We start from the raw sequence: 23925 nt of genomic DNA, 5'->3' as shown, positions 1-23925 counted from the left end.
AGCTTCCCGCGATGGATGACAACCTCGCCCTGACCGCGCAGCGGTGGCAACTCGCCCCGACCCTGAAATGCTCCGGGATCATCGGCGGCGTGATGGTGGTGAAGAACACCGTCGAAGGCACGCATCTCGCGATCACGCCGCACCAATGGTCGCTGCTCAATCGATTCACCGAACCGCGAATGGTGCCGCCGGTGCTCGGAGCCATCATCCAGGAACGGGTCTGCCCCGCGCTCGGCGAATTTTATGAACTGATCATCAAAGCGGTGCGGGAACGCATCCTCGTCGCGGAAGACTACGAGCCAATCTCCCGACCGACCCTGAACTGGCCGATCGCGCTGAAAGCGCACACCTGGCGCGTGCTCATCATCTTGATGGGGGTATTGGGCTGGGGCGCCACCGTGGCGCTGCGTCCGGCGCTGCCGGACACGTGGCTCGACGCGGGCCTCAGCCTGGCCATCGCGGGCCTGGCCGCCGGGCTCGGAGAAGTTGTGGCCAACGCCCTGCTGCGAGGCGCGGGCGGAACCCTCTATCTGGATCGCAAATTCTTCGTCCGCCGCAGCGACGTCGTCATGCACGCGGCCGGCGTGCAGCGCAGCGTGGCCGGAGCGCCGATTGCCGTGGCGGCGGCCACGGCCGGACTGGTGAGTTGGCTGCATCCCGCGTGGGCCCTGTTTCCCGTGGTCGGCTTGCTGGTGCAACTGCGGCCCGTTGGCGGGGGACCGGTGAATCGCATCCTCCGCATCGGAGCGCGCAACCGGCTCAGCGACGCCGAACACCACTTCACATTTCAACCCAACCGCAGTCCGTCCGCACGCGAGCAATCACTGCAGGCCCGCTTTCGTCGCCGGACCACTTGGTGGGAAATTCTCTACGGCGTCTGCTGGATCGCGCTGACGGGCTACACCTTGGGAATGCTCAGCGATATGCCCCTGCGCACGCTCGGATTCTGGGAGACCCACGGCTGGAGCGTCGGACTGGGTTTCGTCAGCATCGTCGCAGCGGTGATCCTGATCTACGCCTTCGTGGAGTCCTACGTATTCACGCTGGAACGAGCGTCGAACGCCGCCGTCGCCTTTGAATTGTGGTATCGTCGTTGGCTGGCCGCGACGCCGGAAACCTTCAGTCGACGCGAATGCCTGCAAGCCGTGCGACGGTCGCCCCTGCTCCGGCAACTGCCGGTGGCGGTGCAGCAGACCATCGCCAAACGTCTGCGGACGGTGCGGATTCGCCCCGGTGAAACCCTGACCGACTTCGACGAGGACCCCGGCCATGTTTCCCTCATTCAGGCGGGCAAGATCGGCGTCTATCGGCGCGCACCGAACGGCAAGCCCCGGTTGATGCAGGAGTTGAGTGAGGAGGAGCTGGCCGGCCTGCACGCGGCGGCGGATCCGAAGTATCCACAATTCTCCTACCGAGCACTGACGCCGCTCACCCTGCTGCAATTGGAGTGGGCTGACGCCCGGGAACTGCTCCTACCTCACCTGCCGCCGAAATCGTTGGTGAGCCTCGTGATCAAGACCCCGTTTCTCGCGCGCATGGAGCTCTGTCGCCATTGGCATTTTCAAGCGATCCGGCGCTTCGCCGACTACGCGGAGATCGTCGACTATGACCCCGGTGAAATCATCCTGCGGGACGAGTTTTTCAGTGAGTTCTTCTTCATCGTGCTGGAAGGATCGGCCCGCATCTCGAAGCGTGGCATGCAAGTGGGCACCGTGCGCGGTCGCGATTTTCTGGGAGAGATCGGACTGCTGCAAAACAGCGATACGACCGCCCAGGTCACCGCCAGCGAGCCCACCCGGTGCCTCCGCATTGGCCGCCGGGAGTTTCTGCGTTTTGTGGCCCACAACCATACGGTGGCCCTGGAGTTGGAGCGCGTCAGCTCGCAGCGCCTGGGCCGACCGATTTTCCCGCTCACTCTCGGCGACTTCAAAACACTCTGAACCCGCGGGGCGCAACGCCGATTGCCCTCGGAGGCATCCGTCGTCTGAATGGCGACCATGCGCTTCCTTACCCACCTCGCTCTCGGCCTCGCCCTGCTCGTGCCCCTCGTCAACGCCCGCACGCCGGAGGAAACCGTCGGCGTTTATTTGGAGAAGATGAAAACCGAAGGTTTGGGCAGTATCGCCGGTCTCATGCATCCGGATGAACTCCGGAAATTTCAGACCATGATGCAGCCCGTGATCGACCTGTCCCTGCAAGACCCGGAAATGGAGGGTCTCTTCGCCGAATTCGCCGAACCGGAGGATTCCACGCAACCGCGCGAGCTCTCCCCGGTGGAATTCATGCAGCTGTTTCTCGCTTGGGTGCAGTCCATGCAACCCGGGGCAGCCGAGGCTCTGAACAACGCCAGCTGGGACATCATCGGACACGTAAAGGAAGGCGATATCGACCACGTGGTCACGCGCATGCATCTCAACATGCGCGGCGTCGAGATCGAGAAGCTCGCGGTCGTTTCCACCCGCGACTTTGAAGGCGAGGCCATGATGATTCTCACCGGCGAAATTCGGCAACTCGCGCAAGCGCTCCAAGCCCAGTCCCAGTAAACCCCCGTCGCAGCAGCCCTGCGCGCGGGTGGTTTACGTCTGCCGAAAGTTACGCGCCCATGGATCGACATCTCCCTCCGGCGGTTCGTAACCTCGACTCATGTTAAATCGTCGACTTCTCGCGGTGGGGGCAGGCTTGGCTGGTTTGGTCGGTTTGATTATCGGGTCCGGATGCGCGGCCCCCGAAGACGCCAATCCTCCGGCCGAGGGTTTCAATGCGGCGGGCTCGGACGCCGCCGCGATGGCGGTGGCCGATGAAACGATGATCGCCATGGGTGGCCGCCAGGCGTGGGACAATACGCGCTTCATCACGTGGCGTTTCTTCGGCGGACGGCTGCACGTCTGGGACAAGTTCACGGGTAAACTGCGCTACGAAGACAAGGACCTCGTGGTGCTCATGAATCTCGACACCGAGCAGGGTCAGGCGTGGCGCGCCGGCCAACCCATCACGGACCCCGCCGAACTCACGAAGACCTTGGCCGGGGCCAAGGGTGCCTGGATCAACGACTCTTACTGGCTGGTCATGCCCTACAAATTGAAAGACTCCGGCGTGACGCTCACCTATCTCGGCGAGAAACCCAACAGCGCCGGGGCGCCTTGCGATGTGCTGCAACTCACCTTCGCCGGCGTCGGCCGCACGCCGCAGAACAAATACCATGTCTATGTGGGCAAATCCCCACGGCTGGTGACGGAATGGACCTACTGGGCCGATGCCGCCGTCGACGAGCCCCGTTCACTCGGCGTCTGGGCCAACTGGCAATCCCACGGCAACATTCTCCTCTCCGACAACCGCGGGAACAACCGTCACACCGATGTCGCCGTGTTGGACACGCTGCCGGAGTCTGTCTTCACCGCGCCCACGCCCTTCGTGTTGAGCACCTATCAACCGTAACTACGGGTCGGCGGGTTCCCGACGCTAGCGGATTGCCAGCCACCCAAACGCGACGCCGTAGATTCCGCACTGCAACCGCAAAGCCCGGAACCCCCACCGCAGAAGCGGCGACGTGAGCTCCGGCTTGATGGCCAGCCATGGCAGCAACGCCAGCCGCCCGCCCCACCATAACGCGATCGCCGCGCACCACAGTCGCGCCATCGTTTCGCCGCCCACCAACAACGGCGCGAAGCCCACGCACACCAAACCGAGCCACGCGATCACACCGCCGACCGCGGCATTCTGCGCGATGGCAAATCGCCGATGAATTCCGGGCAACCTCGCCAAGTTTTCGTCCCATCCGCGCGGGATCGGGGTTCGATGGGCAAGGGCCAGCGTGACAAAATGAAAACACCCCGCCGCTCGCACCCCCCAGATCCACCAGTCGTCACTCATGAGTAAAAAGACACTCAGCCGTGCGACCGGTGCAACTGCGATCGCAGCCGGTCGGAGACCGTTCGAGACCAACGCTCTCAACCCCAACCACGATCGGCCCGGTCCATGAGTTCGAAGACGGGGATCGATGCGAATTCGAACCGTTGGCGCCCATCGTGGTCACTTCTCGTGGAGAACCTGCCATGAAAAAACACGCGACGATACACCGCATGGTGACCCCCACGCACCTCTGCCCGTGGGGAGTGAAGGGCCTGGACCTGCTCAAGCGACACGGCTACGAGGTCGACGACCTTCACATTCCCACTCAGGAAAAAAACGAGTCCTACAAACGGGAACATGGCGTGGATGAAACGCCGCAGATCTTCATCGAGGGCAAGCCTCTCGGAGGCTACGATCAGCTGCGCGAACATCTCGGGCTGGCCCCCGACCCCAAGGAGGGCGACACCTACCAGCCCGTGATCGCGGTTTTCGCGGTGGCGTTGTTCATGGCGCTGGCGGCGGCCTGGGCGATCCATGGCAGTCTGCCGATCATTCGCGTGCTGGAGCTGTTTGTCGCTTTCAGCATGTGCGTGCTGGGCATCCTCAAGCTGCAGGACCTGCAATCGTTTTCGACCGGCTTCGTGCAATACGACTTGGTCGCCCGCCGCTACGTGCCCTACTCGCGCGTCTATCCCTTCGTCGAGGCGGGCGCGGGTGTCGCCATGATCGCCGGCTTGTGGAGCTGGGTCGTCGCCCCGGCCGCGCTCATTGTCAGCACCATCGGGGCGGTGTCGGTATTCAAGGCGGTTTACGTGGAAAAACGAGATCTCAACTGCGCCTGCGTGGGCGGCGGCAGCAGCGTGCCCCTGGGATTCATCTCGCTCACCGAGAATCTCATGATGATGGCGCTCGCCATCTGGATGCTGACGAAAGCGGCGCTCTGATTTGCCGCCATCCGACCGGGCCAGGCCCCAGACCACAACGACGATGACTGTGGCTGGCCCGGAATGAAAACCCGTTCCCCCGCTTGCAGATCGCAGGGGCTGCCGTTGCGTTGCATCGGACGGGCGAACTCGCCTCGATCCCTCTTCCTTCTTCAACCCATTCTCATCATGGAACAGCGTTTTCTCGGTCGGTCGGGCTTCAGAGTCCCGGCCCTCACTCTCGGCACCGGCACCTTCGGCGGCAAAGGTGATTTGTTCAAAGCCTGGGGCGGCAGCGATGTGGCCCACGCCAAACGCATGGTCGATATCTGCCTCGATGCCGGACTCAACATGTTCGACTCCGCCGATGGCTACTCGGGCGGTCTTGCCGAGGAGATCCTCGGACAAGCCATCGCAGGCCGCCGGGACAAAGTCCTGATCTCGACCAAGGCCACCTTCCGCTTCGGCGAAGGGGCGAACGATGTCGGTTCATCGCGCTGGCATCTCACTCAGGCCATCGACGGCGCACTCCAACGTCTCGGCACCGATTACATCGACCTCTTTCAACTCCATGCGTTCGACGCCAAGACTCCGATCGAGGAAACCCTGGCCACCCTCGACGACTTCGTGCGTGCCGGGAAGATTCGCTACCTGGGCGTGTCCAATTTCTCCGGCTGGCACCTGATGAAGTCACTCGCCGTATCCGAGAAACAGGGCTGGAGCCGCTACGTCGCCCACCAGGCCTACTATTCGCTCATCGGCCGCTCCTTCGAATGGGAGCTCATGCCCCTCGCGCTCGATCAAGGCGTGGGCACCGTCGTGTGGAGCCCCCTCGGTTGGGGCCGCCTCACAGGCAAGATCCGCCGCGGCCAGCCATTGCCCGAAGTCAGCCGCCTGCATGGCGAAGCGTCGAACAAGGCCGGACCGCCCATCGACGACGAATACATTTACCGGGTGGTCGACGCGCTCGACGAAATCGCCGCCGAGACCGGCAAGTCGGTGCCTCAGGTCGCACTCAACTGGCTGCTCCAACGTCCGTCCGTCTCGACCGTGATCATCGGCGCGCGCACCGAAGAACAATTGCACCAAAATCTCGGTGCGGTTGGCTGGAACCTGACGGCCGAACAGGTGGCCCAACTCGACGCCGCCAGCGCAACACCGCTGGCCTACCCTTACTTCCACCAACGCAACTTCACGGAGCGCAATCCGTTTCCGGTCGCGCTTTAAGTGCCGTCAGAACCGAGCTCGGCACCGCCGAACCGCGGACCGCCGCCAACCGCTATTGGCGCGCGGTCAGCTCGCGCACCAGATTCCACTTTTTGCTCAGGGCCACGGCCATCTGCTGGGCCTCGATGTTATCGAACGGCTTTTTCAGGATCAAAATTTGGTCGGCGTGGCCGAGCTTATCCAGCGTCTCGGTCCAGGAATGCCGCGTGTAGGCCGTGCAGATCACGATCTGCAATTCCGGGTCAACTTCCCAGATTTTGGCTGTCGTCTTGATCCCGTCCCATCCGGGCGGCATCTGCACATCCATGAAAACCATCGCATAGGGCCGCCCCGCGTCGCGGGCTTCGCGCACCATATCCACGGCCTCCGAGCCTTGATAGGCCGAGTCGAGGTCAAACGACCGATCGACGGCCGTCGGCGTCACGGGCTCCGCCCCGAAAAGTTTGGCCTCCATCATATCCACCGCGGGGTCCCGGGCGGTAACGGCAAATATCTTCCGGAAGTCCGCGTGAATCGCCGGATTGTCGTCCACGATCAAGATGCGTTTGTTCGGTGAGATCATCGGATGCCACGACTCAGACGCAATCCCCCCGGGAAGGACAAGCGCGAACATGGCGGCGGTGTCGCCGCCATGAGCGTGACTCGGACGTAATCACCCGCGTTAACGAACCAAGTTAACTACGCTCCGACCGGATGCCAGGTGGTCTTGAACTCGAGCAGGTCGCGGATGGCGTAGAGCGACGGCGTCGGACCGTGACCAGCAAGCCAATCAATATCGGTCGCATTGCCGGTGAGCAGTTTGACGCGTTTGACGCTGTCGGCCGCGCCTTGCTCCAAGGTCTCACGGTCGGCGGCATTGACCGCCCCACTGACGGCGCGGATGTGCGCGTGGGTGGCGAAGGTCGGGATGATCTCTTTCCGCAAGCCCGTGAGCAGATTGACCACGCCACCCGGCAGGTCGCTGGTGGCCAGCATCTCGCCCAACACGATGGCGGGGTAAGGCGCGGTCTCGGAAGCGAGGGCGATGACACTGTTGCCCGAGACGATGGCAGGCAGGACGAGGGTGATCAAAGCGAGCAGCGGCGCCTCGTCGGGCGCGACAATCGCCACCACGCCGGTGGGCTCGGTGACGGTGAAGTTGAAGTGCGGCGAAGCGACGGGATTCACGCTGCCGAGCAGCTGTTCGTATTTGTCGGTCCAGCCCGCGAAATGAACGGTGCGGTCGATGGTCGCCGAGACTTCCTTCGCGGCGGCCGCCGGGGTCGCACCGGAAAGTTTGAGCGCGGCTTCGAGCTCGGCGGCACGCGGCTCCATCATCTCGGCGAGACGGTAAAGGATCTGCCCCCGGTTGTAGCCGGAGCGATCGGCCCACCCCGCCCCCGCCTTGGCGGCGATCTCGACGGCGTTGCGCACGTCTTTGCGCGTGCACTGGGGGATATGCGCGAAGAATTCCCCGGCGGCATCGGCCAGCGGAAACGTGCGGCCACTTTCCGAGCGAATGAACTTACCACCAACGTAGCACTTGGGAGTCTTGGAAATAGAAAGACGAGACATGGGATTCGGAGCGATGAACGGTGCGGCAGGATTGTTTTTTAACCACAGATGGACACAGATGGCTCCACTGCCGTTACGCGACGGAACCTTGAAGGAGGGAGTTTCGATCTGCCTTTGTCTTGGGTTGTTTCTGACTTAAAGAATTACTCGATCCCACTGGAGTTTGGGATTTTTGAAATTGATGATGAGGCCGATTTTCAGGCCGGTGATGCGGAGATAATTCAGCATCTGACCCCGTTCGTGATCAGTGATTTTATCGATGACCTTGGTATCCACGATCACCTCGTCTTCCACGATGAGATCGGGAACAAACGTGCCGACGGAGGTGCCTTTGTAATCGATTTCATAGACCGCCTGTTGCTCGACTTTGAAATTCCGATCCACGAGTTCCACCACCATCGCATTCTCATACGGCTTCTCATGAAGTCCGTGCCCGAGTGCGTTCACTACCTCGAACGCGGCTCCGACAATCGAATGCGTGAGCTCTCCTGCTACAAATTCAGATCTGTGTTTATCGGTGTCCATCTGTGGTTGAAAAAACAGCGGCTGCGGCTCAGGTGAGTTTGACGTAGTCGGCGAGGCCCTGCTTGCCGCCCTCGCGGCCGAAGCCGGACTCTTTGTATCCGCCAAATGGTGACGCGGGATCGAATTTGTTGTAGGTGTTGGCCCAGACCACGCCCGCCTTGAGCGCCGTGCTCATTTTCAGGATACGCGAGCCCTTGTCGGTCCACACCCCGGCGCTGAGACCGTAGGCGGAGTTGTTGGCCTTCTCGATCGCCTCCTCCGTGGTGCGGAAGGTCAGGATCGACAACACCGGGCCGAAGATTTCCTCGCGCGCAATGCGGTGACTTTGCTCGACGCCGCTGAAGAGCGTCGGTTTGAAAAACCAGCCCGGGGACGGCAGCGTGCACTCGGGCTGGTAGATCTCCGCGCCTTCGTCGACGCCGGCGGCGACGAGTTCGGTGATCTTGTCGAGTTGGGCCTTGGAGTTGATCGCACCAATGTCGGTGTTCTTGTCCATCGGGTCGCCCACGCGGAGGTTCTTCACCCGCAGACGCAGTCGCGTGAGCACTTTGGCGGCTACGCTTTCCTGCACGAGCAGTCGCGAGCCCGCGCAACACACGTGGCCTTGGTTGAAAAAGATGCCGTTGACGATACCTTCGACCGCCTGGTCGATCGGCGCGTCGTCGAAGACGATGTTGGCCGCCTTGCCGCCAAGTTCGAGGGTGAGCTTTTTGCCCGTGCCGGCAGTCGAGCGCATGATGTGTTTGCCGACATCGGTCGAGCCCGTGAAGGCAACCTTGGCCGCCTGCGGATGATTGACGACGGCGGCACCGGTCTCGCCCGCGCCGGTAACGATGTTGATCACGCCGGCGGGCACGCCCGCCTCCATCACGATCTCGGCAAACTTGAGCGCGGTGATCGACGTGGTTTCGGCGGGTTTGAGCACGACCGTATTGCCGGTGGCCAGCGCCGGCGCGATTTTCCACGCCAGCATGAGCAGCGGGAAGTTCCACGGAATCACCTGACCCACCACCCCATGGGGCACCGGGGTGGCCCCCGGGAAAGCATAGGCGAGTTTGTCGGCCCATCCCGCGTGGTAAAAGAAATGGGCGGCGGCCATCGGCACGTCGAAGTCGCGCGACTCCTTGATGGGTTTGCCGCCGTCGAGAGTCTCGGCCACGGCGAATTCCCGGGCGCGGTCCTGCAGCAGGCGCGCCAGCCGGTAGAGATACTTGCCCCGCTCGGCACCGGGCAGAGCGGACCACGCGGGCGCGGCTTTGGTTGCGGCGGCGTAGGCGGCATCGACGTCCTTGGCGGAAGCCAACGCGATCTCGGCGAGAGGTTTCTCGGTGGCCGGGTTGATGGACTCGAAGTAGCGTCGGCTTTTCGGCGCGACGAACTTGCCCCCGATGAACAGCTGGTAACGCGACTGCAGTTTGGGGTCGGCCGATTCGGGCGCGGGATCGAACGCCCACAAATCACCGAAGATCAGTTCGGGTTCAGGACGACGGCGCGCGGCGGTTTTCTTCTGAGAGGCGACAGGCATGGGAAAGGGACGGGGAGTCAGGTCAGTTGTTTAAAACGACAGATGGCTTCACTACCGTGACGCGATGTAATCGGAGAAGTCGTCGAACCGAATTACCACCCGACTTAAATCGGATCTGGATTTAGCTGTGTCCATCTGTGGTTGAAAATCTGGGTTTAGTAGGTGCCGGCGGCTTCGCTGAAGACGTAAGGGGCCGGGTAGGTGCCGGTTTTCATCTTCACGAGCTGGCGGAGAAGGTCGTTGAGGAGGGACGACGCACCGAAGCGGTAGCGACTGTTGGTGAGCCAGGCGTCGCCGAGGGTTTCCTTGACCGCAACGAGGAAGGTGAGCGCCTGCTTGGCGGACTTGATGCCGCCGGCGGGCTTCATCGCAATCGCGGTGCCCGTATCCAGATAATAATCACGGATGGCGTCGAGCATGACCTGGTTGTTGCCGAGGGTGGCGTTGGACGAGGTCTTGCCGGTGGACGTCTTGATGAAGTCACCTTCGCGCAGCACGCGCATGGCGAGGAAGGAGGCGGCGCGGATATTGTCGTAAGTCTCGAGCTCACTGGTCTCGAGAATGACCTTGAGCGTGGCGGGACCACAGGCCTCGACGACCGCCGCGATCTCGTCCTGCATGCGGCCGAATTCGCCGGCGAGAAAGGCTCCGCGGTTGATGACCATGTCGATCTCGTCGGCCCCGTCGGAGACCGCCGCCTTTACTTCGGCCAGACGCGTGCGCAGGGGCGCCTGACCACTGGGGAAAGCGGTGGCCACGGACGCTATATTGATGGGCGAATCGTAACCCAGCACTTTGCGCGCATGCTTCACCATGGCCGGGTAAACGCAGACGGCCGCCACGGGCGGAATGTCGGGATCGTCATGGGGATGCAGACCCTTCACGCACAGCGCGCGAACTTTACCGGGGGTGTCTTTGCCTTCAAGTGTGGTCAAATCCACCATGGTCGTGGCGAGTTTGAGGCCGACGACTTTGGAGCCGGTTTTGATGGAACGTGTGGCGTATTTGGCCACGCGCTCCTCCACACCGACGGCGTCAACCGTTCCGATCTCATCAAACAACCGGCGAAGGGCTACAGGGGCTCCGAGAGGCATTCGCGGACCATCGCCGATTCGCTCGCCGAAGCCAAACGCAAAGATGACGACCCGCCCCCCCCCATTCGACCGTGGCCAAGCGCTTCTTGATTACCGAGAGGCCTCCCTCCATCGTCGTGCCAGTCGCCAACCTTACGTCTCCCATGAGCATTCTCGATATCATCCTCGCCATCTTCATCCCCCCGCTCGCCGTGTTTCTCAACAAAGGAGCGGGCAAGGACTTCGTGATCAACCTTCTGCTCTGGGTGTTGCTGCTGGGAATCGGCGGCGTGATTCATGCCTTCTATGTGCTCACTCGAAAACCGTGAATGAGCGCTGCGTTCACGGTCGCTTGGGCCGATTGGGTTTCAGCCGGCGGGCGCCCGATTCCCCTGTCCCGGTCGAACGCTAAAACCGGCAACCACTTTGATTTACGTCGCCACCGTGGCTGATTGTCGAAGGATGAACCCGACAGTCGCCCCCGCTGTTTCAAACCTTTTGTCCGCCTCGCCGTGAGAACCAAGGAAATCCAACCGTCGAATCTCCTGCACAAGCTGTCGCCCACCGCATTGGGCTGGGTGGTGTTCGCCATTCTCCTGGGCTCGTCCAGCGCCGTGCTCGGCCTGCTCTACGTGCAGGCCAGCGCCCGCGTCGAGGAGTCGATCCACGATCAGCTGCGCAACCTGAGTCGTCTGGCGGCCCGTCAGATCGACGTGGCACAACATGAGTCGCTGACGTCCCGTGAGCAGATGCGAGCAGCCTCCTACCAGGCCGCGCTCGCCCCGCTGGTGGAGTTTCATCTGCTCCTGCCGGACATCGTCTATCTCTACACCGTGCGGGACGCGATCGAGGATGAGCACCAATATCTGGTGCTTGATACCATCAACGACCCGCGTATCGCGGCGATCGCCGAGCAGTCCGAACGCCCGGTGCGCCTCTCACCGCTGATGGAGTCCCACGATGAAACCGTCGAAAACGCCGCCTTTGATATCACCATGGCCTCGGGCGAGACTTACATCTTCCCCGAGCCCCGGGCGGACTTCTACGGCCGTTATCTCGGTGCCCGTTCGCCCCTGATCGATCAGAACGGACGTTACGTGGGCTACGTGGCGATCGACTACAACCTGAAGTCTTTTGACGCCCGCATGGACCAGATGCGTTTCAGCGGTCTCCTGGCCCTCGCCCTGACCACGCTGATGAGCCTGCTGCTGGCTCGCCTCGCCTACAGCATGCGCCTGCAGAGCATGCGCCAACTCGCGAAAATCAAGGCGGCGGAATCGGTGCTCTGGGAGCAAAAGGATCGCGCCGAAAACCTCAGCAAGGCCAAGAGTGAACTACTGGCCATCGCCGCCCACGACCTGAAGAACCCGCTCAATGCCGTGACCGGCCTCACGGAAATTCTCATCGCGCAACGCAAATCCCTTCCCCCGGAAAGGCAGGATGAGCAGGAAATGGAAATCCTCGAAACGGTGCGCGATGGCGCCAGCCACATGGCGAAACTGGTCCATCAGATTCTCGCCAACGAGGGTTTGGAAGCGCACGGGCTGACGTTCGACCCGACGCCATTCGACATGGCGCCACTCGTGCAAAAAGTCGTCGAGTTCAACGCGCAACGGGCGGAAAACAAAGGCATCACGATCACGACTGAAATCGTGCGGGGCATGCGTTGCCAGGTCGATCCCACCCGGATCCAGGAGGCCTTCGACAACCTCGTCAGCAACGCTGTAAAATACACCCCCATGGCCGAGGAGAAGGAGATTCACGTGCGCCTCGAACACCTGGGCCGTCACGCGCGTTTCTCCGTCACTGATCAAGGCCCGGGACTTTCCGCCGCCGACCAGGCCAAGCTCTTCGGCAAGTTTCAGCGCCTGTCTTCCGTGCCGACCGACGGCGAATCCTCCACCGGGCTCGGTCTTTCCATCGTCAAAACGATTGCCGAAATGCATGACGGCAGAGTGGGTTGCGAATCACAATTGGGCGCGGGCTGTTGCTTCTGGATCGAACTCCCGCTGCTCAATGGCTGAATCCCGCGACCGTGATTCCCTGTTGCAGCACTTCGTCACTCCGCTTGTGTAGCTCCTGATCTTTTCCCCTCGAACCGCACTGTATCCATGCCTCTCGTAAACAAAGTCCTGTTGGTGGATGATGAAGTCCATATTCGCAAATACATCGGCCTCGTGGTCAAATCCGCGTTCCCGGGCGTGACTGTGATCGACGCCTCCAACGGCCATGAGGCGACGGAAATTTACGAAACCGAAAAGCCCGACCTGGTGCTCATGGACATCAACATGCCCGTGCGAGACGGCATCGAAACCCTGGGAGATCTCATGGCGATAGACGAGGATGCCGTCATCGTCATGCTCACCTCGGTCTCAACCCGCTCTGCCGTGGAAAAGGCGTCCGCGTTGGGCGCCGCCGGCTACATATTGAAGGACACCCCCCGCGAAGAAATCTCTAATTCCCTGCTGGAATTGGCCGATGAGATTTTCGGTGAGGACTGATCCCCCACCCCCTCCCCAGCACCATGATGGACCCCGAATCCCCCACCCCCGCCCCCAAGGCCAACTGGGAACTTAAAGAGGTGCGCTACTCCCTGCGCGACCTGCTCAAGGAAGTGGCCTCCGAGCAGGATTCCGGATCGTTCGGCATGGAGAAACTCCGACAACAGGACATCGGCAAGATGTTCAAGAAACGTCCCCGTAAACGCCGTGACTCCAATTCTTAACTCTGAATTTCTGGATGAAATCCGGACGTTGAGCTCATTCGACGCCGGCTGCGATCTGGACTCCCTGTCCAAAACCGTCGACACCCCGGCCGCGCTGATCGAGCTCCTCGTGCGCGGCAGCCAAGTCCGCAAAGAGGAAGCTTGTCGCTACCTAGCGGACAAGGTCGGCGTCGCCTATGTCGACCCCTTTTCTTCGGTCGTAACGGATGAAGCCCGCGAGGCCATCCCCGCCGAGATCGCCACCAAGGCCTGCGTGATGCCGCTGTATAAGCTGGGCGACGGTCTCACCGCGGCCATGGCGCATCCGGAAGATACCGTGCTCGTCGCCCGGCTGAGCAAGATCGCCAAGATGCCGGTCAGTCCGGTCTTCGCGTTGCGTGGCGATATTCTCGACGCCGTGCAGATCCAATACTGCACGGAAGAATCGATCGAGGAATCGCTCGCCAGCCTCGAAAATCACGCCCTCTTCAATGAAGACATCGATCTCGATGAGGGCGGCGAGCAGATCGCCCGCCAGGCCGAGTCCGAGCAACTGGTGGAGTTCGTCGAATCGATCATCTATTTCTCCCTGCGCCGCGACGCCAGTGACATCCACATCGAGCCCCACGAGACGAAGGTCATCGTGCGCTACCGCATCGATGGCATTCTGCGCGAGGTGCTGGAGTATCCGCGCAAGATCCACAAATCGGTCGTCACCCGGCTCAAGATCCTGGCCAACCAAAACATCGCCGAGAGTCGCTTCCCTTCGGACGGCCGGTTCTCGCTCATGCTGGGCACCACCAAGGCCAGTTTCCGCTTTTCCTCCATCCCATCCCAATATGGCCAGAAAGTGGTGCTGCGCGTTTTGGGCAACACCGGGATGAAGTCGATCATCACCCTGGATCGGATGATGATGTCCCAGACCGTGCTCAATCCGTTCCGCCGGATGATCAAAAATCCTTCCGGCATTATCTTTGTCACGGGTCCCACGGGATCGGGTAAAACCACGACCCTTTATTCGACCCTCGCCGAACTCAACGACCCGAGCATCAACATTTCGACCATCGAGGATCCGATCGAAATGCAGCTCGAAGGGATTACCCAGTCCCAGGTCGACTCCCACATCGACTTGAGCTTTGCGCTGATGCTGCGATCGCTGCTGCGTCAGGACCCCGACGTGATATTGATCGGCGAAATCCGGGACAAGGAAACCGCCAAGATCGCCACCGAAGCCGCCCTCACCGGCCACATCGTGCTCGCCACGCTGCACACCAACTCCGCTCCCGAAGCCATCATCCGCCTCGAAGACATCGGGGTGGATCACTACATGATCGCGCCTTCCGTCATCGGCGTGCTGGCGCAACGTCTGGCCGCCCGTATCTGCGAAAACTGCAAGGAACCCTACAAGCCGGCCGAATCGGTGCTCCGCCGGTTCTTTGACGATGAGGTGCTGCCTGACGTGACGTTTTACCGCGGCACGGGGTGCCGGGTGTGCAACCAGACCGGTTACAAGGGCCGGGTCGCGTTCCACGAACTGTTTCTGGTCAATCAGGAAGTCCGGGCCAAAATTTCCGACCATGCCAGCCAGCGCGAAGTCATCGCGGCGGCCACCCGGGTGGGCTACAAACCACTCCGCTACGACGGGCTTAAAAAAGTGCTCCTGGGCCTGACCACGATCGACGAAATCGAGTCCCAGACCATGACCGAGTTCACGTCCTGAACCCGGCAAATTTTCGCGGCGTGGCCGGCAAGGTTGATCATCCGTTCATTTAAAGAACGGTATCGATAATTGGATCGAGGCTGTCGACCAGCCCTCCCATGTCGGAAGGCAGGATCTGTTTCCACCCTTCCATGCGCAGCTCCAGCACTTCGCCCGCCCCCTCGGGATCGGCCACCGAAGACGAACTGCCGCCGTCGGTCTGCACATCATAAAAGAAATCAATCGAGTTGGTGGTCTCGAGCTGGTTGGCGGTGATGGCTCCACGAAACTGCGTCCGACCCAGTCCACCACTACCACTCACCCGCACGGTCGAGTTGGGCGCATTGACGATGCCGGTGAACACGTCGAAATTGTTGAACTGCACGTCACGCCCCCCGGTGGCGTTGATTCGAAAATCGGCCGGAGGCCAATCGCCGCCCTCCAAACTGACGGAGGCATTTTCCACCACGAAAATAGTGAGCGTGGCCCCGGGCAGAAGCTCCAAACGGCCATTGAGATTCATGTTGCGATCCAAATTCAGGATCACGTCGCCTGCCACCGTGATGGTGGAGTTGTTCTTCGTGTCGAACGCGTAGGGCAGGTGAATATAGGTTTTCTCTCCCACCGCCCCGAGGGCGACAACCCGTTGATTCCGGTAGCTGTTATCGTTCTGGTCGACCTCGATCTGGTTCCAGGTCCCATCGAGTTCAGGCAGGGTCGGCACCGGCATGTCCTCGGCAAAATCCTTGGCGACCCGGTTGGTATCGAACGTCACGCCGTCCTCGGTATCGGGTCCATACAACTGGGTGTTGCCCCGTTCGTCGTGACTGTTGGTGGTGATACGCGGGTTACCACCACCGGTGCGCAGGGTGCCCTTGATCAGGGCATTGCCCAGATCCATGCGGTTGTCCTGGGACGAGGCCACCCCGACAGCCGCATCAAAGCCGGAATTGGTGTCCCAGTCCGGGACGCCAAAGTTGAGGTTGCTGTCGTAGCTCGCGACGCGCACCCGGTTGTTACCACCATTGAACCCAAATCGCACGTTGTTGCCGGCCGAAATCGAATAGCCGGGACCACCGCCTGAAGAGGTCGATTCCTCGCCCAAGCCACCGATCAATTCGAAACCGGCCTGCACGGCCTGCTCCGTCGTGAGACCATCGGGATGGCGCACCCGGCCGAGGGCCTGCACGGTGTAAAAGTTTGTGCCGACATCCCGTCGAATAATCACGTGCTTTTCACCGGTGCGCCCGCCGCCGAGGAAAATATCTTCCTCGCGGTGGTAGTTGGTCAGCAATTCCTCTGCGTTCTCCGCATCGGGATCGACGTTGAATTCACCGTTCTCAATGCGTTGGGCGGCATCTTCCATGCCGGCTTCGGCCAGATAAAAGGCCGCGCTGCGCATGTAGGAACGGTAGGCACTGCGTTGCTCCGTGTAAGCCGTGTTATACAGGCGCGCGGTGGCGGTGAGCAGCACCGCGGCGATGATGAGGGCGACCAGCAGGGCTGATCCTCGTTCGGAGCGCATGTTCATGGGAAAGCGATGCGACGAAGTTGAAACAAGCTGGAGGCAAACACCGACTGACGTCGCTGCAGTCCACCCACCCGATCCTGGTCGGGCGTGACACTGATCCGCACCGCGTTGACCTCCGCGGCGGCCGAGGTCTCCTCCGTCTGGCCACTGCTGGAACGACGATAATAGGTGAAAGTGGCATCGCGCAACTGCGCCATGAGCACGTAGCGATTGCCCTCCCGCTCTCGCGTCAACTCCCCTGTTCCCCGATCAAATCGGAACGTGACCACGTGGTCCTCCGCCTCGGAGTCGCTGTAATAACGCACCCGCAGGCCCAGCTGCTGCGGCTGGGCTGTCGTGACCGCCAGCGCGCTGCGCAAATCCACGCCCAACTGATCCTGCACCACCACAAACCGACTCGTTTCCATGATACTGTCGCTCGTGGCCGCATAACTCCGCTGCAAAGAGAGAAACGCCGTCAGGATGCCCGCCATCGCGAACGAGCCGATGGTGGTGGCAATGAGCAGCTCCGAGAGAGTGAAGCCACTGGTTTGAGAAGGACGCGTCATCGTTTGTTTATGCCGTTCCGATAGAAATCGGTCACGGCGGCCAAATTATAAGGATGATCTTCAATCGCCCACGAAACCGTCACCGTTACCCGGTAATAATCATCGTTGAGCGCTTCCGGCGTCACCTGCCACGTGATCGGATAAAACCCCGCCACGCTCGTCGCGGCCAGCGTGCCTCCCAGATTGGCGGGCGTGCCGAAACGGGTTTCCAACTGCTCGAAACTGAGCGCCCGCAACTCTTCCACCGTCGAATTCAGCACCGTGTTGGCCCGGGCCGTGGCCTGCGAAATCACCGCCAATTTACGAATCTGCACCGCCGCCGACATCACGCCGGCAAACACCACCGCCATGACCATGATGCCCAAGGCAACCTCGAGCAGGGTGAATCCTGACGCCCTGACACGACGCGGGGAGGATGGGGAGGAGGTGATGGACACGGTGGAGATGGGTCGGATCATCGCGGCAAACTTCGCTCAAGCGCCAGTCCCATGACGGACGCAAACTCACGCCATTGCTTGAAATAGGCAAGCCATCAACCCCACGACGCGACCGCTCTCCCGCGCCCCAACCCGGCGGTTTCCCTCGGACCCCCTGCTCTCCCCGGCGAATGCCGACTTGCATCACCGGTCCATTGGGTTCTGCTGCTGAAACTTCGATAACTCACCGTTTGGGATGGCGTCAGCCGTTTCCACCTTATGTCCCGCTCTCTCTGCACCGCCTACTTCCTCGCATTCCTGTTACTCTCGGGATGCTCGACGCTTCCCCAACCGTCCGAGGCCTACGCAGCCCCCCAGCAATTTGCGACGGTCCGAGAGCCCGACATGACGGAGCTGAGCGGCATCACGGCATCACGTCTCAATCCCGACATTTACTGGACCCACAACGATAGTGGCGACTCCCCTCGCCTCTTCGCCATCGACGGCACCGGCCGCCGCGTCGGCACCATCGCGATCGCCAACGCCACCGCCGTGGATTGGGAGGACATCGCCAGCTTCACCCTCGATGGCGAGTCCTGGCTGCTCATCGCCGATGTCGGCGACAACTTCGCCGTGCGCCACAACCTCAAACTCTACTTCGTGCGCGAACCGGACCTGTCACAGCTCTCTCCCGACGCCGTTTCCGTGGTCAACGCTGAGGTCGTGCAACCCCTCTCCTTCGTCGACGGCCCCCGCGACTGCGAAGGCGTCACGGTCTGCCCCCGCTCGCGAAAAATCATGATGATCTCGAAACGCACCGAGCCGCCGGTGCTTTACGAGGTCCCGCTCGATCTCGACCCCGCCCGGTCCGGCATCGCCCGCGTGGCGCAACGCGTCGTGCCCCTGTCCGGCATTATCCCTCCGACCGCAGCCGAACGCGCCATTCCGGGCCGACTCGGTCAGTATCGCTCCCAGGTCACCGCCTTTGACATCTCCACCGACGGTCGCCGCGCTGCGGCTCTGACCTACGGCAACATCTGGGTCTTTGAAAGACAGGGCAGTGAAGACTGGAGTCAGGCGTTTCAGCGCCCCCCCCATCGCATTCCCGTGCGCGATCTGCCGCAGGCCGAAGCGGTGTGCTTCGTCCCCGACAGCTACGACCTGATCGTCACCACGGAGCGCGGCGACGCCCCCGTGCAGCGCTATCACGCCAACTAGCCGATGCGCACCGGTTGGCCGGTATTGCCTGATTCGTAAAGCGCGGTGATGAGCGCCACGGAGCGACGGGATTCCGGGCCGCTGATGGTCAGTGGACGATCTTCGCGAATCGCGGCCACCAGATCCTCGATCTGGCGTTTGTGACCTTCGATTGAAATCCCCCCGGGCGAACCCGCCCCCGAGCCCAGGGAGGCATCGCCCCCCGCCCGCACCGCCGCGTCTTCGGGCAGCTCTTCGCGGAACTGCCACTCGGTGATCACACCATCCTCCAGCCGAATCGAGCCGTTCTCACCACACAACTCGATGCGCAGCGACCAACCGGGCCAGGCCGCCGTCGTCGCTTCGATCGTGCCGAGCGCGCCGTCAGGGAACCGCATGATCGCCACGGCGGTATCCTCCGCCTCGATACCGGTGTGCACGCGCCGGGTGGTCATCGCGCTGACTTCCTCGGGCAACCCCGCAAACCATTGCAACAGGTCCACGCCGTGAATCGCCTGATTCATCACCGCCCCGCCGCCGTCCAGCTTGAGCGTCCCCTTCCACGGCGACCCTTGGTAATACGCTTCCGTTCGAAACCACTTCACGTAACAACCGGCCGTGGCCAATCGCCCCAAACGACCGGCCTCGATCGCGGCCTTCACGGTGCGCGCCCCGGCACTGAAGCGGTTCTGAAAAATCGGTGCCAGATGCACGCCTGCAACCTGCGCGGCCGCGATGATCTGGTCGGCTCGGGCGGTCGTCGCCTCCAACGGTTTCTCGACCACCACGTGTTTCCCCGCCGCGATCGCCGCCAACGCCGGCTCCAGATGAGCGCCGCTCGGCGTCGTGATATTGAGCACCTGCACATCGGATCGGGCCGCCATCTCGGCCGCCGTGGCCGTGACCACTTCGGCTCCATGTTGCTCACAAAACGCCGCCGCCTTGTCCGGCGAGCGGCTGACGACCCCGACGAGCCGGGCACCGTCGACGGCGTTGATGGCTTGAGCATGCACCCCGGCAATCATGCCGGTGCCTACGATCGCGAATCCAATGGGGTTGTGGGCCATGGTCCGAGGAAGAGCATTGCAACGATCAAGGTCCAGTCGAACGTCTGCCGTCAACGCAACCCCTTGCGCTCTTCGTAAACTTCACCCGGGATAACCGCGTTCGCGTCGTTACCCCAGCTCTGCCGAATAAAGGTGAGCACGGCGGCGAGTTCGTCGTCGGGCAGATGTTTGAACGCCGGCATCTCTTGGTTGTAGGTCACGCCATTGACTTCGATTTCGCCCGACAACCCGCCCATGACGGCCCGGATCAACCGGCCCTTGTCTCCCGTCACCCAGGCCGTGCCCACGAGCGGCGGCAGCAAATCACCCGCGCCTTCACCCGTCGGGCTGTGACACGCGGCGCAATGGATCGCATAAAGTCCCTGCCCCACCAACAGGTCTTCGCTGGTCGCCGGGAAACTCCAGTCTTCACTCATCAGCGGCAACGGCTCCGGGTCTTCCCGCAGTGGCATCGCCGCCGATCCCAGGGCCGCGATGCGCGCCAGCGACGCCGCATCCGCCCGTCGCAGTCGCAGGATACGATCCGGTCCGGCGGGCAGGCCTTCATACATCCACGGTTGAAACCGCGGATGCCAATCGGTGTTGCTCGTGATCACGTAAACATCGCCTCCGGGCGAGAGGCAGAGATCGCGCAGGCGGCCGAAGATTTTTTGAAAATAGATGCGCTCCATGGCGATCGCACCGCCCGTCGCGTCGAGTTCGAGCACACGCAACGCCTGCCCTTTGAGCGCGACCAGCAGCAAGCTGCCCCGCCATTCCGGGATCGCGTCCGCCGCGTAGTAATCGAGACCGGCGGCGCCGATGGTCGGCGTCCACGCCACAAGCGGCTCGGTGATGTCGTGATTAGCGGCGTAGGCTTTCTCGTCGTCACCATCGATGAACCCCGCGACGTCGGGCCAACCGTAGTTGTGCAGCGCGACAATGCGGTTCAACTCGTCGTCGTTGTTCGGCCCGTGCTCGGAAGCGTAGAGCTGACCGTCCGGCGCGAATACCAAACCCTGGGCGTTGCGATGCCCCATCGACCAGGTCGGATTATCCGGGATCGGGTTGTCCGCCGGGACCGATCCATCCGGGTTCAACCGCAATACTTTGCCATTCAATTTCGTCGGGTCCTGCGTGCCACCTCGGCCGGAGTCGCCCGTCGTGAGGTAGAGTTTGCCATCGGGCCCAAACGCCATGCGCGAACCGTTGTGATAGGTCTGACCGGGAATGTGGTCAAAAACCACTTCCGGAGCTCCCAACCGCGCGCCGTCCCACCGGCACCGCACCACGCGCGACCGCACCTCCTCCCGCCGATCATCACGGGGCACCTGGTAAACGTAGTGGAGATACACATACGGCGACTCCGCCCAGTCGGGGCTGAAGGTCATGCTGAGCAGCCCATGGGACTTGCGGTGGAAGACGTCGGGAATCGCACCGATGTCGGTCTTCGCGCCCGTCGTCGGGTCGATCCGACTGATCACACCGCGCAGTTGCGTGAGCCACAGAAAGTCGTCCGGTCCCCAGGCCAGTTCCCACGGTCCGTCGAGCCCACCCGCGACTTCGCTGATTTCCAGGACGGTGTCGGCCAGCTCCACATGTGCGACATAGGGGAGCGGCTTCGCCGCAACCGTCCCGACGCTGCCGAGCACGAGTCCAACGGTGAGATAAAAGGGGAGGAGCAAACGAGACATGGCGGAGTCACGCTTGGCCCCCATCGGGTTCATGGCCAAAATAATTTCCCCGGCATGTCCTCAACCGCACGAGTAATTCGTTTAGCCTACGAACACTCCTCAAAACATCATGAGTGAAACCACCCCCGGATTGCCCAACGGAATGTCGGTCGAAGTCCGACCGATCATGGTGACTTGAGCTCGTCGCCCCCAGATGCCGGTGACGCCCGCCGGCCCGGACACACTGCCCCCCCGATGGAGACGCCTTGTTGCTGATCGATCAGGACCCCAGCACATGAGACCGCCGCCTCATAGCGAAAGGCAGGCATCACCTCGCTCAATCGGGCGACGGCGGGCAGCTTGAACGGCTACCACCTTCTACCACGCCGTGCGCGGCGAGCTGCTCCACCAGGCCGGAGAATTCCCACCGCGCGCGACGCCTACGCGCGGGCCATGCAGCTCGCTCCGCTCGCCAGCGAACGCCGGGCGATCTCCGCGCGATTGGCCGCGATGGGGTGAACCCTTGCGGGAACGCCTGCTCCTGTTTGACTAACCGGGTGTCGGCCACCCGTTTCCTCGCCTCCCTCCGGCTGATCATCCTGCTGTGGTGCAGTGCCCTCGCCGCGCCGGCGCAGGAGGTGCAGCTTCACGGTGTCGTATTCGAGGAGTGGATTCGGCAGGAATTTTTTGATGGCTATGAACCGGCCAGCTACACTCAGAAATGGGACATTCCCGGGGCCGCCAATCGGCGATTTCGTGGCCTGCCCGTCAACCCCAAGGCGACCAAATACGGCAGTGCGATCGGCCTGGGCGATGCCTTGCGGCAATACGACATCGCCGAGCCCTTCATCCTGCTGCTCGGTTTTTGGCAGCAGGACGGTGCGGTGAAACGGTTCGTCAACATCACCCCCGTGACCATCCACCCTGAGACGTGGCGCATGTTGTGGGGACCCGTCACCCGCGCGGATCTGGAGCGTTTCGATGCTCTCGTTAAAGACCGGGGGCTCGATTATCGCGAGGCGCGCCGGCAGGCGCAGGCGCTCAAGCGGGAGTATCCGTTTACGGAGTCACTCATCACGCTCAATCCCAAGGTCGGTTCGAGTGGGCAACGTCGGCTGCAATGCAGTCTGCGTTTCAGCTATGTGTTCGATCTGCTGGCATCCCACGCCGACCGCGCCGCCGTCGATCACCCCATGCTCTGGGGCGTCGCGTTCCCGGGACCGGTGGCTTCCGCCGCGCGCTCATTTGCCGACGAACCGTGACTCCGCTCACGTGAGCGTCACACGTTTCCCCGTGCGAGACGCTTCGTAAATGGCGGTAATGATCTGCATGTCGCGGCGTCCCATCGCGCCGGGCAGGATCGTCTGCTGACCGTTGAGGAGGGACGCGGCGAACGCATCCATCTGCGCCGCCTGCTGGAAGAAGCCGTCCAGCGGTGGCTGCGGCTCACGGTCGAGTTCCATGCGCAGCCGGTCGTAGGAATAGGCGGGGGCCATCCGAACCCGATGATCCGGTGCCACGGCTTCGAAATCGTTCGAACCCTGCACACCGCTGCTGGTGCCTTCGAGGCGCGAACCGTCCGCCCATTCGAGGGTGAAGTTAATCGTCTCCTCCACTTCGTTGAAATACTCGGGGCGCGTTTTGGGCGGTTCGTGCGCGGTGACGGCCACCGGCATCATCTCCCCCTTCGCCATGAGCGCCGATTGAATGACATAGATGCCCGTGTTCATGAGTTGGCCGCCACCGGCGAGGGCCTTGTCCACGCGCCATTCCCACGCCGAGCCCATACGGTAACCGAACCCACCGCTCATCTTGATCGGGCCACCCCACGCCTGCTCGGCGGCAAAGGTCTTCACTTGCTGGTGATACGGATGAAAATGCAGGCGATAACCCAGCGACAGCTGCACCCCGGCGGCCTCGCAAGCGGCGATCATCTGATCACATTCCTCGACGCTGACGGCCATGGGCTTTTCACAGATGACGTGTTTGCCCGCCACCGCTCCCGCCAACACATCGCGCAGGTGCAAACCCGGCGGCGTGACGCTGTAAACGATGTCGATCTCCGGGTTGTCCGCGATCGCAGCCATGGTGTCGTAGTGGTAGACACTCGATTCTGGAAATCCATAGTCGCGCGCCCACCGGCGGCCTTTGGCGGCATCTCCCGTCACCACCCCGCGGAGTTCACAGAACTTGGTTTCGCGCAGCGCCGGCCCCAGTTGCCCGGTCGAGTAACCGCCGAGACCGATGAGTGCCACGCCGAGTTTGCGACGCTCCCTCTGCCCCATGGCGGTGAGCCCCAGACCCATGCCGGCCGCGCCGATCATGGTGTGCTGGATAAAGGAGCGACGAGAGACCGGAGTCGAAATTTCATGGGGCATGGTCGGGACTATGTGAATCAATGGCGGCCAATGCAATTCAGCCCGACGCTTTCAGGT

24 protein-coding genes are annotated in these 23925 nt (G+C 62.1%); 12 read left to right on the top strand and 12 right to left on the bottom strand.

Going from position 1 to position 23925, the window contains the following annotated elements:
* The first annotated feature begins 11 nt into the window (after positions 1-11).
* The 3 genes from PXH66_RS20200 to PXH66_RS20190 all read left to right on the top strand — a co-directional run bounded on the left by PXH66_RS20200 (position 12) and on the right by PXH66_RS20190 (position 3435).
* A complete protein-coding gene (locus PXH66_RS20200; RefSeq protein WP_330929960.1) occupies positions 12-1940 on the top strand; it encodes a cyclic nucleotide-binding domain-containing protein in 1929 nt (642 codons plus the stop codon).
* A gap of 57 nt (positions 1941-1997) precedes the next feature.
* Positions 1998-2543, top strand: a complete 546-nt coding sequence (locus tag PXH66_RS20195; protein WP_330929959.1) for a hypothetical protein — start codon at positions 1998-2000, stop codon at positions 2541-2543.
* A 100-nt stretch (positions 2544-2643) separates the two neighbouring features.
* A complete protein-coding gene (locus tag PXH66_RS20190) occupies positions 2644-3435 on the top strand; it encodes a hypothetical protein (protein ID WP_330929958.1) in 792 nt (263 codons plus the stop codon).
* A 24-nt stretch (positions 3436-3459) separates the two neighbouring features.
* On the opposite strand, the gene PXH66_RS20185 is transcribed toward PXH66_RS20190, so the two are convergent.
* Positions 3460-3870, bottom strand: a complete 411-nt coding sequence (locus PXH66_RS20185) for a hypothetical protein (protein WP_330929957.1) — start codon at positions 3868-3870, stop codon at positions 3460-3462.
* 182 nt (positions 3871-4052) lie between these two features.
* On the opposite strand from PXH66_RS20185, the gene PXH66_RS20180 reads away from it, so the two are divergent.
* Both PXH66_RS20180 and PXH66_RS20175 read left to right on the top strand, forming a co-directional pair.
* Positions 4053-4793, top strand: a complete 741-nt coding sequence (locus PXH66_RS20180; RefSeq protein ID WP_330929956.1) for a glutaredoxin — start codon at positions 4053-4055, stop codon at positions 4791-4793.
* 168 nt (positions 4794-4961) lie between these two features.
* On the top strand, positions 4962-5999 hold the full coding sequence (locus tag PXH66_RS20175; RefSeq protein WP_330929955.1) for an aldo/keto reductase: 1038 nt from the start codon (positions 4962-4964) through the stop codon (positions 5997-5999).
* A gap of 52 nt (positions 6000-6051) precedes the next feature.
* On the opposite strand, the gene PXH66_RS20170 is transcribed toward PXH66_RS20175, so the two are convergent.
* From PXH66_RS20170 to deoC, 5 genes are all read right to left on the bottom strand, one after another.
* Entirely contained in the window at positions 6052-6561 is a 510-nt protein-coding gene (locus PXH66_RS20170; RefSeq protein ID WP_330929954.1) for a response regulator, read from the bottom strand.
* A 116-nt stretch (positions 6562-6677) separates the two neighbouring features.
* On the bottom strand, positions 6678-7553 hold the full coding sequence (locus PXH66_RS20165) for an aldehyde dehydrogenase family protein (protein ID WP_330929953.1): 876 nt from the start codon (positions 7551-7553) through the stop codon (positions 6678-6680).
* Between the two features lie 135 nt (positions 7554-7688).
* Positions 7689-8078, bottom strand: a complete 390-nt coding sequence (locus PXH66_RS20160; RefSeq protein ID WP_330929952.1) for a GxxExxY protein — start codon at positions 8076-8078, stop codon at positions 7689-7691.
* Between the two features lie 28 nt (positions 8079-8106).
* Positions 8107-9603, bottom strand: a complete 1497-nt coding sequence (locus PXH66_RS20155) for an aldehyde dehydrogenase family protein (RefSeq protein ID WP_330929951.1) — start codon at positions 9601-9603, stop codon at positions 8107-8109.
* 155 nt (positions 9604-9758) lie between these two features.
* Positions 9759-10697, bottom strand: coding sequence for a deoxyribose-phosphate aldolase (deoC, locus tag PXH66_RS20150; protein WP_330929950.1), 939 nt, complete (start codon positions 10695-10697; stop codon positions 9759-9761).
* A gap of 143 nt (positions 10698-10840) precedes the next feature.
* Between deoC and PXH66_RS20145 the strand changes: the two genes are divergently transcribed.
* The 5 genes from PXH66_RS20145 (at position 10841) to PXH66_RS20125 (ending at position 15100) form a co-directional block, all read left to right on the top strand.
* A complete protein-coding gene (locus PXH66_RS20145) occupies positions 10841-11005 on the top strand; it encodes a YqaE/Pmp3 family membrane protein (protein ID WP_330929949.1) in 165 nt (54 codons plus the stop codon).
* Positions 11006-11188: 183 nt separating this feature from the next.
* A complete protein-coding gene (locus PXH66_RS20140) occupies positions 11189-12700 on the top strand; it encodes a sensor histidine kinase (protein ID WP_330929948.1) in 1512 nt (503 codons plus the stop codon).
* A gap of 87 nt (positions 12701-12787) precedes the next feature.
* The gene (locus PXH66_RS20135) at positions 12788-13177 is read left to right on the top strand and encodes a response regulator transcription factor (protein WP_330929947.1); all 390 of its coding nucleotides are present in this window, start codon (positions 12788-12790) and stop codon (positions 13175-13177) included.
* Positions 13178-13200: 23 nt separating this feature from the next.
* Entirely contained in the window at positions 13201-13401 is a 201-nt protein-coding gene (locus PXH66_RS20130) for a hypothetical protein (RefSeq protein ID WP_330929946.1), read from the top strand.
* The gene (locus tag PXH66_RS20125) at positions 13385-15100 is read left to right on the top strand and encodes a GspE/PulE family protein (protein WP_330929945.1); all 1716 of its coding nucleotides are present in this window, start codon (positions 13385-13387) and stop codon (positions 15098-15100) included. Before PXH66_RS20130 ends, PXH66_RS20125 begins: the two co-directional genes overlap by 17 nt.
* Before the next feature lie 49 nt (positions 15101-15149).
* Here the strand turns inward: PXH66_RS20125 and PXH66_RS20120 are convergent, their stop codons facing one another.
* Genes PXH66_RS20120 through PXH66_RS20110 form a run of 3 tightly spaced genes read right to left on the bottom strand, consistent with a single transcriptional unit; the run spans position 15150 to position 17595 of the window.
* Complete coding sequence (locus PXH66_RS20120) at positions 15150-16604, bottom strand: DUF7305 domain-containing protein (RefSeq protein WP_330932129.1); 1455 nt, start codon at positions 16602-16604, stop codon at positions 15150-15152.
* 2 nt (positions 16605-16606) lie between these two features.
* Positions 16607-17158 (bottom strand): PilW family protein, encoded by a 552-nt coding sequence (locus tag PXH66_RS20115; RefSeq protein ID WP_330929943.1) that lies wholly within the window; start codon positions 17156-17158, stop codon positions 16607-16609.
* Complete coding sequence (locus PXH66_RS20110; protein ID WP_330929942.1) at positions 17155-17595, bottom strand: type IV pilus modification PilV family protein; 441 nt, start codon at positions 17593-17595, stop codon at positions 17155-17157. Before PXH66_RS20110 ends, PXH66_RS20115 begins: the two co-directional genes overlap by 4 nt.
* Before the next feature lie 258 nt (positions 17596-17853).
* Here PXH66_RS20110 and PXH66_RS20105 point away from each other — a divergent pair, with 258 nt between their 5' ends.
* Positions 17854-18792 carry a hypothetical protein gene (locus tag PXH66_RS20105; RefSeq protein WP_330929941.1) on the top strand — a complete coding sequence of 313 codons (939 nt, stop codon included), beginning with the start codon at positions 17854-17856 and terminating at the stop codon, positions 18790-18792.
* Here PXH66_RS20105 and PXH66_RS20100 read toward each other — a convergent pair.
* Positions 18789-19838: a Gfo/Idh/MocA family protein gene (locus PXH66_RS20100; protein WP_330929940.1), complete on the bottom strand. Its 1050-nt coding sequence runs from the start codon at positions 19836-19838 to the stop codon at positions 18789-18791. The genes PXH66_RS20105 and PXH66_RS20100 overlap by 4 nt on opposite strands.
* Positions 19839-19888: 50 nt before the next feature.
* On the bottom strand, positions 19889-21511 hold the full coding sequence (locus PXH66_RS20095; protein WP_330929939.1) for a PQQ-dependent sugar dehydrogenase: 1623 nt from the start codon (positions 21509-21511) through the stop codon (positions 19889-19891).
* 536 nt (positions 21512-22047) lie between these two features.
* Between PXH66_RS20095 and PXH66_RS20090 the strand changes: the two genes are divergently transcribed.
* Positions 22048-22752 (top strand): hypothetical protein, encoded by a 705-nt coding sequence (locus tag PXH66_RS20090; protein ID WP_330929937.1) that lies wholly within the window; start codon positions 22048-22050, stop codon positions 22750-22752.
* A 6-nt stretch (positions 22753-22758) separates the two neighbouring features.
* On the opposite strand, the gene PXH66_RS20085 is transcribed toward PXH66_RS20090, so the two are convergent.
* On the bottom strand, positions 22759-23868 hold the full coding sequence (locus PXH66_RS20085) for a Gfo/Idh/MocA family protein (RefSeq protein ID WP_330929936.1): 1110 nt from the start codon (positions 23866-23868) through the stop codon (positions 22759-22761).
* Positions 23869-23925 lie beyond the last annotated feature (57 nt).

Source organism: Synoicihabitans lomoniglobus, assembly GCF_029023725.1.
GTDB classification, from domain to species: Bacteria; Verrucomicrobiota; Verrucomicrobiia; order Opitutales; family Opitutaceae; genus Actomonas; species Actomonas lomonigloba.
This window is presented reverse-complemented; position numbering and strand designations above follow the sequence as displayed.

Excerpts from the sequence above, each read along its gene's own strand:
- PXH66_RS20200 (WP_330929960.1), top strand. The coding sequence starts at position 12 with ATGGATGACAACCTCGCCCTGACCGCGCAGCGGTGGCAACTCGCCCCG.
- PXH66_RS20195 (WP_330929959.1), top strand. The coding sequence starts at position 1,998 with ATGCGCTTCCTTACCCACCTCGCTCTCGGCCTCGCCCTGCTCGTGCCC.
- PXH66_RS20190 (WP_330929958.1), top strand. The coding sequence starts at position 2,644 with ATGTTAAATCGTCGACTTCTCGCGGTGGGGGCAGGCTTGGCTGGTTTG.
- PXH66_RS20185 (WP_330929957.1), bottom strand. The coding sequence starts at position 3,870 with ATGAGTGACGACTGGTGGATCTGGGGGGTGCGAGCGGCGGGGTGTTTT.
- PXH66_RS20180 (WP_330929956.1), top strand. The coding sequence starts at position 4,053 with ATGAAAAAACACGCGACGATACACCGCATGGTGACCCCCACGCACCTC.
- PXH66_RS20175 (WP_330929955.1), top strand. The coding sequence starts at position 4,962 with ATGGAACAGCGTTTTCTCGGTCGGTCGGGCTTCAGAGTCCCGGCCCTC.
- PXH66_RS20170 (WP_330929954.1), bottom strand. The coding sequence starts at position 6,561 with ATGATCTCACCGAACAAACGCATCTTGATCGTGGACGACAATCCGGCG.
- PXH66_RS20165 (WP_330929953.1), bottom strand. The coding sequence starts at position 7,553 with ATGTCTCGTCTTTCTATTTCCAAGACTCCCAAGTGCTACGTTGGTGGT.
- PXH66_RS20160 (WP_330929952.1), bottom strand. The coding sequence starts at position 8,078 with ATGGACACCGATAAACACAGATCTGAATTTGTAGCAGGAGAGCTCACG.
- PXH66_RS20155 (WP_330929951.1), bottom strand. The coding sequence starts at position 9,603 with ATGCCTGTCGCCTCTCAGAAGAAAACCGCCGCGCGCCGTCGTCCTGAA.
- deoC (WP_330929950.1), bottom strand. The coding sequence starts at position 10,697 with ATGCCTCTCGGAGCCCCTGTAGCCCTTCGCCGGTTGTTTGATGAGATC.
- PXH66_RS20145 (WP_330929949.1), top strand. The coding sequence starts at position 10,841 with ATGAGCATTCTCGATATCATCCTCGCCATCTTCATCCCCCCGCTCGCC.
- PXH66_RS20135 (WP_330929947.1), top strand. The coding sequence starts at position 12,788 with ATGCCTCTCGTAAACAAAGTCCTGTTGGTGGATGATGAAGTCCATATT.
- PXH66_RS20130 (WP_330929946.1), top strand. The coding sequence starts at position 13,201 with ATGATGGACCCCGAATCCCCCACCCCCGCCCCCAAGGCCAACTGGGAA.
- PXH66_RS20120 (WP_330932129.1), bottom strand. The coding sequence starts at position 16,604 with ATGCGCTCCGAACGAGGATCAGCCCTGCTGGTCGCCCTCATCATCGCC.
- PXH66_RS20115 (WP_330929943.1), bottom strand. The coding sequence starts at position 17,158 with ATGACGCGTCCTTCTCAAACCAGTGGCTTCACTCTCTCGGAGCTGCTC.
- PXH66_RS20105 (WP_330929941.1), top strand. The coding sequence starts at position 17,854 with ATGTCCCGCTCTCTCTGCACCGCCTACTTCCTCGCATTCCTGTTACTC.
- PXH66_RS20100 (WP_330929940.1), bottom strand. The coding sequence starts at position 19,838 with ATGGCCCACAACCCCATTGGATTCGCGATCGTAGGCACCGGCATGATT.
- PXH66_RS20095 (WP_330929939.1), bottom strand. The coding sequence starts at position 21,511 with ATGTCTCGTTTGCTCCTCCCCTTTTATCTCACCGTTGGACTCGTGCTC.
- PXH66_RS20085 (WP_330929936.1), bottom strand. The coding sequence starts at position 23,868 with ATGCCCCATGAAATTTCGACTCCGGTCTCTCGTCGCTCCTTTATCCAG.